8 protein-coding genes are annotated in these 12,711 nt (G+C 70.7%); 3 read left to right on the top strand and 5 right to left on the bottom strand.

Translation table 11 applies throughout. The features are described 5' to 3' along the window. Positions 1–61: 61 nt before the first annotated feature. The 5 genes from MFF56_RS12285 to MFF56_RS12265 all read right to left on the bottom strand — a co-directional run bounded on the left by MFF56_RS12285 (position 62) and on the right by MFF56_RS12265 (position 7,868). Positions 62–1,795 carry an MFS transporter gene (locus tag MFF56_RS12285; RefSeq protein ID WP_066928110.1) on the bottom strand — a complete coding sequence of 578 codons (1,734 nt, stop codon included), beginning with the start codon at positions 1,793–1,795 and terminating at the stop codon, positions 62–64. Between the two features lie 324 nt (positions 1,796–2,119). Beyond that, entirely contained in the window at positions 2,120–3,799 is a 1,680-nt protein-coding gene (locus MFF56_RS12280; RefSeq protein WP_066928108.1) for a cation acetate symporter, read from the bottom strand. Beyond that, positions 3,796–4,173, bottom strand: coding sequence for a DUF485 domain-containing protein (locus tag MFF56_RS12275; RefSeq protein WP_066928106.1), 378 nt, complete (start codon positions 4,171–4,173; stop codon positions 3,796–3,798). The genes MFF56_RS12280 and MFF56_RS12275 overlap by 4 nt, the downstream gene beginning before the upstream one ends. 338 nt (positions 4,174–4,511) lie before the next feature. Further along, entirely contained in the window at positions 4,512–6,458 is a 1,947-nt protein-coding gene (gene acs, locus MFF56_RS12270; protein WP_238230068.1) for an acetate--CoA ligase, read from the bottom strand. 366 nt (positions 6,459–6,824) lie between these two features. Continuing rightward, complete coding sequence (locus tag MFF56_RS12265; protein WP_066921299.1) at positions 6,825–7,868, bottom strand: P1 family peptidase; 1,044 nt, start codon at positions 7,866–7,868, stop codon at positions 6,825–6,827. A 329-nt stretch (positions 7,869–8,197) separates the two neighbouring features. Between MFF56_RS12265 and MFF56_RS12260 the strand changes: the two genes are divergently transcribed. The 3 genes from MFF56_RS12260 (at position 8,198) to MFF56_RS12250 (ending at position 12,711) form a co-directional block, all read left to right on the top strand. After that, positions 8,198–8,782 (top strand): PAS domain-containing protein, encoded by a 585-nt coding sequence (locus MFF56_RS12260; RefSeq protein ID WP_197430539.1) that lies wholly within the window; start codon positions 8,198–8,200, stop codon positions 8,780–8,782. A gap of 135 nt (positions 8,783–8,917) precedes the next feature. Further along, positions 8,918–10,822, top strand: a complete 1,905-nt coding sequence (locus tag MFF56_RS12255) for an extracellular solute-binding protein (RefSeq protein ID WP_066921303.1) — start codon at positions 8,918–8,920, stop codon at positions 10,820–10,822. Then, positions 10,822–12,711 carry an extracellular solute-binding protein gene (locus MFF56_RS12250; protein WP_066921305.1) on the top strand — a complete coding sequence of 630 codons (1,890 nt, stop codon included), beginning with the start codon at positions 10,822–10,824 and terminating at the stop codon, positions 12,709–12,711. The genes MFF56_RS12255 and MFF56_RS12250 overlap by 1 nt, the downstream gene beginning before the upstream one ends.

Raw genomic sequence — 12,711 nt, 5'->3', positions numbered from 1 at the left:
TTCCGGCCCAACCCCGCGCGCTCCTCCCGTGCCCGGCGCGTCGCCGCGCCGGTCGGCTCGATCAGGCCATGAGGTCCCGATCCTTCGTCTCGGGGATGAAGATCAGGCCCACCACGAAGGTGAAGAGCGCGATCACGATCGGGTACCAGAGGCCGTAGTAGATGTCGCCGGTCTGGGCCACCATCGCGAAGGCGGTGGCGGGCAGGAGGCCGCCGAACCAGCCGTTGCCGATGTGGTAGGGCAGCGACATCGAGGTGTAGCGGATCCGGGTCGGGAACAGCTCCACCAGCGCGGCGGCGATCGGGCCGTAGACCATCGTCACGTAGACCGCGAGGATGAACAGGACGCCGATCACCGCGAGCTTCTGGCCCGTGAAGATGTCGAGCGGGTGGGCGGCCTTGATCACCGTCGGGTTCGAGGCCGAGGGGTAGCCGGCCTCGGTGAGCGCGGCCGAGACCGACTTGGCGAAGGCCGGGTCGGCGACGGGGAAGTCCTTCCCGCTGACGCTGACCACGGTCGGGCTGCCGGCCGGCTGGTTCTCGGTGGTGTAGTTCACGGCCGAGCGGGCGAGCAGCGCCTTGGCGACGTCGCACTCCTTGGTGAACTTGGCCGTGCCGACCGGGTTGAACTGGAACGAGCACTCGGCGGTGTTCGTCTTCACCACCACCGGCACGTTCTGCTGGGCCGCGTGCAGCGCCGGGTTGGCGTTGGCCGTCAGCATGTGGAACAGCGGGAAGTAGGTGAGCGCGGCGAGCAGGCAGCCGCCCAGGATGATCGGCTTGCGGCCGACCTTGTCCGAGAGGGCGCCGCAGACCAGGAACCCGCCGGTGACCGCGATCAGCGACCACGCCACCATCACGTTGGCGGTGAACTGATCGACCTTCAGGATGCTCTGCAGGAAGAACAGGGCGTAGAACTGGCCGGTGTACCAGACCACCGCCTGGCCGGCCGTGAGGCCGAGGAGCGCCAGCAGCGCCCACTTGGCGTTCTTCCACTGGCCGAAGGCCTCGGAGAGCGGCGCCTTGGAGTGCGTGCCCTCCGCCTTCATCTTCTGGAAGGCCGGGCTCTCGTTCATCTGCAGGCGGATCCAGACCGAGATCGCGAGCAGCGCCACCGAGACGATGAACGGGATGCGCCAGCCCCAGACCTGGAAGGCCGTGAGCGTGCTGGTGCTGCCGTCCGCGTTGGTGATCGTGGTCGCCGGGAAGGCGCTGTTCACATAGCCTTGCGTCGACAGGATGATGATCAGCGAGAGCAGCAGGCCGAGCGTCGCGGTCGCCTGGATGAACGAGGTGTAGAAGCCGCGCCGGCCCGGGGGGGCGTGCTCGGCCACGTAGACCGCCGCGCCGCCGTACTCGCCGCCGAGCGCCAGGCCCTGGAGCATGCGCAGGATCAGCAAGGTGACCGGGGCGACCCAGCCGATGCCGTAGGCGTTCATGGTGGCGTAGGAGGGCAGCAGGCCGACCGCGAAGGTCGAGATGCCCATGATCAGGATGGTGACCAGGAAGGTGTGCTTGCGGCCCACGAGGTCGCCGAGCCGGCCGAACACCAGGGCGCCGAAGGGACGCACGATGAAGCCGGCCGCGAAGGCGAGCAGCGCGAAGATGTTGCGCGTGGCTTCCGGGTAGGCCGAGAAGAACTGCGCGCCGATGACGGTGGCGAGCGAGCCGTAGAGGAAGAAGTCGTACCACTCGAAGACGGTGCCGAGCGAGGAGGCCATGATGACCTTCTTCTCGCCTGCGGTCATCGGCCTTGCCGAGTCCCCGGCCCGCGGTACTGCGGTTGCCACAGCCATTGTTGTCGATCCTCCAAAACATCGCGTGCACGGGCGTCCGGTTGGCCGGCTTCGTCCCGCCTTCATGCGCTCAGCGCATGTGCACAATCTTGTTACCGCATGCCTTGGAACCGCCCAATAGGTAAATCGCCGCGAACGGTGCGCGGTCGACAGAATTTCCGCATCTGTAACGGGGCGATCCGCCGCAGATGTGCCCGGGCCGCGCCCAAGACGGCCTCAAGATGGCCCAAGACGGGCCCGAGGCGGCCTCAAGACGCGCGCGAGGGCGCGGCCGTCCGGCCGCGCCCTCACGTCTTGGTCTGTCGAAGGCTCCTCTTCGCCCGCTCAGTGGGCGTGCGCGCCGGCGGCGCCGATGCCGGTCTCGGAACGCACGTACTGCGCCTCGAAGGCGGCCCGCTCCCGCGCCGCCCGCCGCGAACGGTCGATCGAGGAGACGACCCAGATCGTCGCGAAGGCGAGCGGCATCGAGAACAGGGCCGGGTTGTCGTAGGGAAAGAGCGGGGCCGGATTGCCGAGCGTGGCCACCCAGACCGCCTTCGACAGCACCACCATGACGACCGCCGCGACGAGGCCGACGAGGCCGCCCGCGAGTGCGCCCCAGGTGGTGGTGCCCCGCCACAGGATCGACATGGCGAGCACGGGGAAGTTGCACGAGGCCGCGACCGAGAAGGCGAGGCCGACCATGAAGGCGACGTTCTGGTTCTCGAACACGTAGCCGAGCCAGATCGCCACGACGCCGATCACCACCGCGGCGATCTTCGAGAGGTTGACCTCGTGCGCCTCGGTGGTGCGACCTCGGGCGATCACCTGGGCGTAGAGGTCGTGGCTCACGGCGCTCGCCCCGGCGAGGGTCAGGCCCGCCACGACGGCGAGGATCGTCGCGAAGGCGACCGCCGAGATGAAGCCCAGGAAGTATGGGCCGCCGACAGCGTTGGCGAGGTTCACCGCCACCATGTTGGTGCCGCCGACCATGTCCTTCAGCTTGTCGAAGGCGCCGGCCGGCCCGAGCTTGAAGTAGCTCGGATCCGACATCAGCAGGGCGATGCCGCCGAAGCCGATGATGAAGGTGAGGATGTAGAAGTAGCCGATCAGGCCGGTGGCGTAGAACACCGACTTGCGGGCGGCCTGGGCGTCCGACACCGTGAAGAAGCGCATCAGGATGTGCGGCAGGCCGGCGGTGCCGAACATCAGGCCGACGCCGAGCGAGATCGCCTCGACCGGGTTCGCGACCAGGCCGCCGGGCGCCATGATGGCCTCGCCCTTCGGGTGGACCTCGACGGACTTCGCGAACAGCGTCTCGGGGTTGAAGCCGTAGCGGTAGAGCACCGCGCCCGCCATGAAGGTGGCGCCGCCGAGCAGCAGGCAGGCCTTGATCACCTGCACCCAGGTGGTCGCCTTCATGCCCCCGAAGGCGACGTAGACGATCATCAGCACGCCCACGATGATCACCGCGTAGAGGTAGGGCAGGCCGAACAGGAGCTGGATCAGCTTCCCCGCGCCGACCATCTGGGCGATCAGGTAGAAGGCCACCACGACGAGCGTGCCGGTCGCCGAGATGATGCGGATCGCGGTCTGGTCGAGGCGGAAGCTCGCCACGTCCGCGAAGGTGAACTTGCCGAGGTTGCGCAGGCGCTCGGCGATCAGGAACAGCACGATCGGCCAGCCGACCAGGAAGCCCGTCGAGTAGATCAGCCCGTCGAAGCCCGACGTGTAGACGAGGCCCGAGATGCCCAGGAACGAGGCCGCCGACATGTAGTCGCCCGCGATCGCCAGCGCGTTGGTGCGGGCCGAGATGCCGCCGCCCGCGGCGTAGAAGTCGGCTGCCGACTTCGAGCCCTTCGCCGCCCGGTAGGTGATGCCGAGCGTGAGCAGCACGAAGAACAGGAACATCACGATGGCGGGCCAGTTCGTGGCCTGCTGCTGCACGGCGCCGAGGTCGGGGCCGGCGGCGAGCGCCGGGCCGGCGGCCAGCGACGCGAGGAGGAGGAGCGCGGCGCGGATCATTGGCCGAGGCTCCGCTTCAGCTCGGCGCTCAGCGCGTCGTAGCGGGTGTTGGCGCGCGCGACGTAGAGGCCCGTGAGCACGAAGGCGAACAGGATCACGAACACGCCGAGCACGAGGCCGAGCGTGCTGGTCGAGCCGACCTTCACGGCGAGCAGCGACTTGTCGAAGGCGATCAGCCCGATGAAGCCGAAATAGACCACCAGCATTGCCGCGGTGAGCGTCCAGCCGAAGCGGGTCCGCTCGGCGACGAGCTGCTGGAAGAGCGGGCTGCGGGCGATGCGGTCGGTGGACGAGACGGGCTCGGCACCGATGCTCCGCGGCGCGCTCGCCGCGGGGCCGGTCCCCACGGAGCCCAGGGTGGTTCCTCTACTCATGGCGTACTCCTCCGAATGTCGGCGCGACCCGGCCTCGTCGATGATGGCAGCCTTGTTCTTCTCGGGCGGTCCGGCGCGGGCACCGGCGGATCCGTCCCCCAGGCTTCGCGATGCAGTTCTGCCGCGCATCACGCAAAAGCGATAATCACGTCGGCGCGAGGATTAACATATCCCGTTCGCGCGTAGCAGCTTTTATTGAGATCGCGCGGGACAGGTCTGGGTCTCATCGGTAGACGCGCGAAAACGGCCCCGGATCAGAGCCGGAGCCGCATCCCGTTACAGATGTCGCCGCGCGGCGACGCCGGCCGATCCTCGCCGGCCCGGCGCCGGGAGCATCGCTACGCCCGGTTCTGCCGGTTCTCGATCAGGTCGTCGACGACGGCCGGGTCGGCGAGCGTCGAGGTGTCGCCGAGCGTCGAGAAGTCGTCCTCGGCGATCTTGCGCAGGATGCGGCGCATGATCTTGCCCGAGCGGGTCTTGGGCAGACCTGGCGCGAACTGGATCAGGTCGGGCGAGGCGATCGGCCCGATATCCTTGCGCACCCAGGCGACGAGTTCCTTGCGGAGCGCCTCGTCGCCCTCCTCGCCCTCGTTGAGGGTGACGTAGGCGTAGATGCCCTGGCCCTTCACGTTGTGCGGGAAGCCGACCACTGCCGCCTCCGCCACCTTGGCGTGGGCCACGAGCGAGGATTCGACCTCGGCCGTGCCCATGCGGTGGCCCGAGACGTTGATGACGTCGTCCACGCGGCCCGTGATCCAGTAGAAGCCGTCCGCGTCGCGGCGCGCGCCGTCGCCTGTGAAATAGAGGTTCGGGTAGGTCGAGAAGTAGGTCTGCTCGAAGCGCTCGTGGTCGCCGTAGACCGTGCGCATCTGCCCGGGCCAGGAATCCTTGATGCAGAGGTTGCCCTCGCAGGGACCCGCGATCTCCTTGCCCTCGGCATCGACCATCACCGGTTGCACGCCGAAGAAGGGGCGCGTCGCCGAGCCGGGCTTGAGCGCGGTGGCGCCGGGCAGCGGGGTGATCAGGATGCCGCCGGTCTCGGTCTGCCACCACGTATCGACGATCGGGCAGCGGGAATCGCCGACCACCCGGTAGTACCAGTCCCAGGCCTCCGGGTTGATCGGCTCGCCGACCGAGCCGAGCACGCGGAGCGAGGCGCGGGAGGTCGTCTTCACCGGGCCCTCGCCCGCACCCATCAGCGAGCGGATGGCGGTCGGCGCCGTGTAGAAGATGTTGACCTTGTGCTTGTCGATCACCTCCCAGAAGCGGGCGTTCGTGGGATAGGTCGGGATGCCCTCGAACATCAGCGTGGTCGCGCCGTTCGCCAGCGGCCCGTAGACGATGTAGCTGTGGCCCGTGACCCAGCCGACGTCGGCCGTGCACCAGTAGACGTCGCCCTCGCGGTAATCGAACACGTATTCGTGCGTCATCGCGGCGTAGACGAGGTAGCCGCCGGTGGTGTGCACCACGCCCTTCGGCTGGCCGGTCGAGCCCGAGGTGTAGAGGATGAAGAGCGGGTGCTCGGCCTCCACCGCCTCGGCCGGGCAGGCGTCGGTCACCTGCTCGGCGGCCTCGTGGTAGTAGACGTCGCGCCCCGGCTCCATCGCCACGCTGCCGCCGGTGCGGCGCACCACGATGACGTGATCGACGGCGTCCTTCGGCAGGCGGCCGATGGCGGCGTCCACGTTGGCCTTGAGCGGCACCTTGCGGCCGCCGCGCAGCCCCTCGTCGGCGGTGATCACCACCTTGGCCTCGCAGCCCTGGATGCGGGCGGCGAGCGAGTCCGGCGAGAACCCGCCGAAGACGATGGAGTGGATCGCGCCGAGCCGGGCGCAGGCCAGCATCGCGTAGGCGGCCTCCGGGATCATCGGCAGGTAGATCGTCACCCGGTCGCCCTTGGAGACGCCGCGGTTGCGCAGGACGTTGGCCATCCGGCAGACCTGCGCGTGCAGCTCCCGGTAGGTGATGTGCCGCGACTCGTTCGGGTCGTCGCCCTCCCAGATGATCGCGGTCTGGTCGCCGCGGGTCTCGAGGTGACGGTCGATGCAGTTGTAGGCGACGTTGGTCTTGCCGTCGTCGAACCACTTGATCGAGACGTTGCCCGGGGCGAAGCTCGTGTCCTTCACCTTGGTGAACGGCGTCATCCAGTCGATGCGCCGGCCGTGCTCGCCCCAGAACCCGTCCGGATCGGACACGGAGGCACGGTACATCTCCTGATACTTGGCATCGTCCACGTGGGCGCCCTGGCGCCAAGCATCCTGAACGGCGACGACCTTCTCGCTCATCACGCTTCTTCCCTGAATGGTGCCCGATCGTTCGCGGGAAACGCCGCGCAGCCGGACTTGTCCCGGATGTCATGCCCTGCCCGTGCAGGGGCCGCAAGCGTCCCGGCGGTGCGCCCGCCGGGCTCGCCGCAGGCGATCCCGGACTCGGGCGCGCCGCCGCGCCCTGTCAATCGGAGGAAAGTCCAGATCCCGACGCCCGATCGACCCCGCCGCACCGGCCCAGCGCGTCCGCGGCGGGCCGCCGGCCCGCAATCGCGCACGGTCGTGACCGTCCCCCGGCCGGGGCTGTTACGAAACAATAGATCCGTTTCGCCGAACACCAGTCCTGACAACGTATCGCTTTTGTCTCGACATCCGTCGGGACGCTCATCCGCCGAAGCGGTCGCGCCACGCCGGGGGCAGGCCCTCCAGGGCGAGCGGGGCCGCGGGCGCGTGCCCAGGCAGGCTCGCGGCGGCGTGGACGCCGAGCGCCACGGCGCGGGCGAGCACCTGCGCGGCCGCGTCGCCCAGGCGCGCGAGGTCGATCACCGGATCGGCGAGCGGGACCGCCCCCGTCGCCACCGCGAAGACGACGTCACCGTCGAGGGGGGTGTGCACCGGCTGGATCGCCCGGGCGAGCCCGTCCTGCGCGGTCACGGCGAGGCGGCGCGCCTGGGCCTTGGTCAGCCGCGCGTCGGTCGCCACGACGGCGAGGGTCGTGGCCCCGCCCGGGAGGGCGCGGGCCGGGAAGGCGAGCGCGTCCGCGGAGAGCCGCGCCGGCCATCCGAGACCGCCGAACTCGGCCCCGCGCTCGTAGGGGGCGGCCCAGAAATGCGGGCCGTCGCCGACCGTGACCCGGCCGAAGGCGTTCACCGCCGCGAGCCCGCCCACCCGGAACCCGGTTCCGGCGACCGTGGCCGAGGCGGAGCCGACCCCGCCCTTGAGGTTGCCGGTGCGCGCGCCCGTGCCCGCCCCGACCGAGCCGAGGGCGAAGTCCGTGCCCGCGTCCCGCGCGGCCGCGTAGCCGAGCTCGCGGTAGGGCGGGAAGCGGCCCCAGGCCTTGTCGCCGCCGTTGAGGAGGTCGAACAGGATCGCGGCCGGCACGATCGGCACGCGTATGCCACCCGCCTCGCAATCCTTCCCGCCGCCGACGCGAAAGCCCCTGCCCTGCTCGGCGAGCCACGCGACCGCGCCCGCCGCCGCGTCGAGCCCGTAGGCCGAGCCGCCGGAGAGCACGAGGGCGTCGATGCCCTCCACCGTGCGCTCCGGGTCGAGCAGGTCGGTCTCACGGGTCCCCGGTCCCCCGCCGCGCACGTCGACCGCCGCGGTGACGGGGCCGTCGAACAGGATCGCGGTCACGCCGGTCGCGGCGCGCAGGTCGCTCGCGTGGCCGACGCGGATGCCGGGGATGTCGGTGATGCGGCTCGTCATGCGTTCGGACTCGTCCTGCCTGCGTCCCAACATCGCACGGCCGGGGACGAAAGCCAGGACCGGGGAGAGGCCCGACCCTCTCGGGACGACCTGACCATTAGGACCTGTCCAACAGGACCGTTCGGGAGGGACTGTCTGAGAGGGAGCGACGCCCCCCGCCCCGGGGCCGGACCGGGTCCAGGCGCCCCGTGGTCGCGGGAGCACGCGGGCCTGTTTTCCGGTACAGCATCTTGCCGCGTCGCGTCGTCTGCGCAGACAATGGGCTGCGTATGCGGGAACACAAGGCTGGCTCTCCGGCGTATACTCAGTGGCGAACAGGAGCGGGGCGCGTGCGTGTGACAGGGAGCGAGGGAGCGGCGGGGCATGTCCCGGATCTGCGCCGGGTGCTCGATGCCTCCGGCATCGTCGGCACTTGGGACTGGTATGTGACGCGCCGCACGGTCCTCTTCGACGCGGGCGCCGCGGCACTCCTCGCGGGCGATGCCGGCCTCGCCGGGCGGGAACTCAGCGGTCCCGCGGCCACCGCCGGCATCCACCCGGACGACCTCGACTGGGTGATGGCCGGGATGCAGCGCGCGGTGGAGACCGGCGGCGTGATCCTGGCCGAGTACCGGGTGCGCGGGCCGGACGGCGGTGTGCGCTGGGTCCTGAGCCGCGGGCGGGCCTATCTCGACGCGGAGGGCCGGCCCCTGCGCGCGCACGGGTTGCTCATCGACATCACGGAGAGCCGCGAGGAGGGCCAGCGCTACGTCGCCAACGCCGCCGCGCCGCCCTCCGCCGACCGCGTGGTGGCCCTCTGCGCCGAACTGCGCGCGCTCGCGGAGACGATGCCATCCTCGACGCTGCGCCTGCTGGTCGATCTCATCCTCCTCGAAATCGGTGGCGCGACGCAGGAATCCGGGCCGCTGCACTGAAGCGCGGCGCACCGGACGGGCCTCGAGTGCGGGCCCGGCCGTTCCGGGCGCGGGTTGGCGCCGGACGCCCCGGCGTCCTAAGTAGCCGCCTGTGCGGGCGCCGCGTTCCGCGCCCGAACCGGAGACAGCCCCGACGTGATTGCACGCCTCCTCGCCGCCGCGCTCCTCCTGGCCGGGCTCGGTGCCCCAGCCGTGTCCCAGGAGCCCGCGGCCTCGGCCGCGACCGCCACGGGCGAGAACACCGGCAGCAAGAACACCGGGACTTGGGTCCACGCCGTCACCCTGATGGGCGCGCCGAAATACGGGGCGGGCTTCAAGCATTTCGACTACGCCGACCCGAAGGCGCCGAAAGGCGGCCTCGTGCGCCTCGGCGCGCAAGGGGGCTTCGACAGCTTCAACCTCGTGGTGTCGGGCCTGAAGGGCGACGTCGAGGGCGGCATCGCGCAGATCTACGACACGCTGACCACGGAATCGCTCGACGAGCCCTTCACCTCCTACGGGCTGCTCGCCGAGGCGATCCGGGTCGCGCCCGACCTCGGCTCGGTCTCCTACCGGCTGCGCGAGGGGGCCCGCTGGCACGACGGCAAGCCGGTGACGACGGACGACGTGATCTGGTCCTTCGAGGCCTTCAAGGCGAACAGCCCGCTCTACGCCGCCTACTACCAGAACGTCGCCAAGGCCGAGGCGGCGGGGCCGCGCGAGATCACCTTCACCTTCTCGGAGACGGGCAACCGCGAACTGCCTCAGATCGTGGGGCAGCTGCGCGTGCTGCCGAAGCACTGGTGGACGGGCAAGGACGCGCAGGGGCGCGCCCGCAACGTCGCCGAGACGACGCTGGAGCCGCCGCTGGGCTCGGGCCCCTACCGCCTCGCCCGCTTCGAGGCCGGCCGCACCGCGACCTACGAGCGCGTCGAGGATTACTGGGGCCGGGACCTGCCCGTGAATGCCGGCCGCAACAATTTCGGCACGATCCGGTACGAGTATTTTCGCGATGCCTCCGTGCTGGTCGAGGCGCTGAAGGGCGACCTCTACGACTTCCGGAGCGAGAACATCGCCCGCAACTGGGCCACCGCCTACGACGACTTCCCGGCCGTGAAGGAGGGGCGCCTCGTCAAGGAGGAGTTTCCCGACCGCGGCACCGGCATCATGCAGGCCTTCGTATTCAACCTGCGCAAGGACCGGTTCAAGGACGAGCGCGTGCGCCGCGCCCTCAACCTCGCGATGAACTTCGAGGAGATGAACCGGGCGCTGTTCTACGGGCTCTACCGGCGCATCGATTCCTACTTCTATGGCTCGGAACTCGCCGCCTCCGGCCTGCCCGAGGGCGAGGAGCGGCTGGTGCTGGACGGCGTGAAGGACAAGGTCCCGGCGCGCGTCTTCACCGAACCCTACCGGAACCCCGTCAGCGACACGCCGGAGGCGGTGCGCACGAACCTGCGCGAGGCGGTGCGCCTGCTGCGCGAGGCGGGCTACGAATTGCGCGAGGGCCGCATGGTCGACAAGCGGACGGGCGAGCCGCTGGCCTTCGAGATCCTGTTCGCGCAAGGCGTGTTCGAGCGGGTGGTGCTCCCCTACGCCGCCTCGCTCAAGTCCATCGGCATCACGGCGACCCCCCGGATCATCGACCAGGGCCAGTACCAGAACCGGGTGCGCGCCTTCGACTTCGACGCGATCATCCATTCCTGGGGCGAATCGCTCTCGCCCGGCAACGAGCAGCGCGACCATTGGGGCTCGGCCGCCGCCGACCGGCAGGGCTCGAGCAACGTCGCGGGCATCAAGGACCCGGGCATCGACGCGCTCATCGAGCGGGTGATCTTCGCGAAGGACCGGCCCGGTCTCGTCGCGGCGACGCGCGCCCTCGACCGGGTGCTGCTCGCCCACAACTACGTGGTGCCGCAATGGGCCTCCGGGGTCAGCCGGACTCTGCGCTGGAACCGCTTCGCCCGCCCCGCGACGCTGCCGGCCTACGGCGGCTCGGGCTTCCCGCAGACCTGGTGGTACGACGAGGCCCTGGCCGCCAAGACCGGGGCGCCGCGCTGATGCGGCCGAGCCGCCGCCTCGTCCTGGGGGCCGGGGCGCTGGCGCTGCTGGCGCGGGGCGCCCGCGCCGGGGACGCGCCGGGCGTCCCGGCCGTGCCCGCGGCCGCCCCCGGCGCGACGGCGGAGCGGCACGGCGAGAGGCACGGGATGTCGAGCTTCGGCGAGCTCAAGTACCCGGCCGACTTCGCCCGGTTCGCCTACGTGAACCCGGAGGCGCCGCGGGGCGGGCGCTTCGCCGCGCTGCTCTCCCAGACCTTCGGCAACCAGAGCTTCAACACCTTCAACACGCTCAATCCCTACGTGCTGCGCGGCGACGGGGCGGCGGGGATCAACCTGACCTTCGACAGCCTGATGGTGCGCGCGCTCGACGAGCCGGACGCGCTCTACGGCCTCGTCGCCCGCTCGGTCGCGGCGAGCGCCGACGGGCTGACCTACACCTTCCGGCTTCGCCCGCAGGCGCGCTTCCACGACGGCACCACGCTCACCGCGCACGACGCCGCCTTCTCGCTCACCACGCTCCGCGACCACGGCCACCCGGCGATCGCGCAGGAAATCCGCGACATGGCGGAGGCCACGGCCGCGGAGGACGGGGTTCTGGTGGTGCGGTTCAGTCCCGGCCGCGCCCGCGACCTGCCGCTCACCGTGGCGCAGCTGCCGATCTTCTCGCGGGCGTGGTGGGGGACCCGCGACTTCGAGGCCGCGACGATGGAGCCGATCCTGGGCTCCGGGCCCTACCGGGTCGCGCGCGTCGATGCCGGCCGGGCGATCGGCCTGGAGCGGGTGGCCGACTACTGGGCGGCCGATCTGCCGGTGAACGTCGGCCAGCACAACTTCGACGAGATCCGGTACGAGTACTTCCGCGATCGCAACGTCGCCATGGAGGCCTTCAAGGCGCGGGCCTACACGTTCCGCGAGGAGTTCGTGGCCCGGCTCTGGGCGACCGCCTACGACTTCCCGGCCGTTGCCGAGGGCCGGGTGCGCCGCCTCACCGTGCCGGACCGGCGCCCCTCGGGCACGCAGGGGTGGTGGCTCAACACGCGCCGGCCCCAGTTCAGGGACCGGAAGATCCGCGAGGCGGTCAACCTCTGCCTCGACTTTCCCTGGATGAACAGGAACCTGATGTTCGGCGCCTACACGCGCACCGTCTCGTTCTTCGAGAATTCCGACCTGAAGACGGAGGGACCGCCCTCCTCCGAGGAGATGGCGCTGCTCGAGCCCCTGCGCGACCGGCTGCCCGCGGAGGTCTTCGGCGAGCCCTGGAGCCCGCCCGTGGCGGACGGCTCGGGCCAGGACCGGGTGCTGCTGCGCCGCGCCGACGCGCTCCTGCGCGAGGCCGGCTGCACGCGCTCCGGCGGCAGCCTGCTCCTGCCGGACGGACAACCCTTCGCGATCGAGTTCCTTGATTTCGACCCGAGCCTGGAGCCCCACACCCAGGCCTTCATCCGCAATCTCGGCCTCGTCGGGATCCGCGCCGCGATCCGCAACGTCGATCCCTCGCAGTACCAGGCCCGGGTCAACGACTTCGACTTCGACGTGACCTCGCGCCGCTTCTCCTCCGGGCCGACGCCGGGGCCGGAGCTGCGCCAGATGTACGGCGGGCGCGCGGCGGGCGTGAAGGGTTCGAACAACCTCGCGGGCGTCAATGATCCGGCGGTCGACGCCCTGCTGGAGGCGGTCGCGGGCGCAACCTCGCGCGAGGCGCTGCGCCACGCCGCCCGCGCCCTCGACCGGGTGCTCCGGGCGGGGCGCTACTGGGTGCCGATGTGGTATTCGGGCGTCCACCGCGTCGCGGTCTGGGAGGGGTTCGGCCGGCCCGAGGCGGGTCCGGACTACGATCTCGGCGTCCCCGCGACCTGGTGGGCCGAGGCCCGCGGCGGCAGCAATCCTTAG

The organism is Methylobacterium hispanicum, from assembly GCF_022179285.1.
Lineage (GTDB): Bacteria > Pseudomonadota > Alphaproteobacteria > Rhizobiales > Beijerinckiaceae > Methylobacterium > Methylobacterium hispanicum.
Note: the sequence above shows the minus strand (reverse complement) of the source record. Positions and strands in the feature narration are given on the sequence as shown.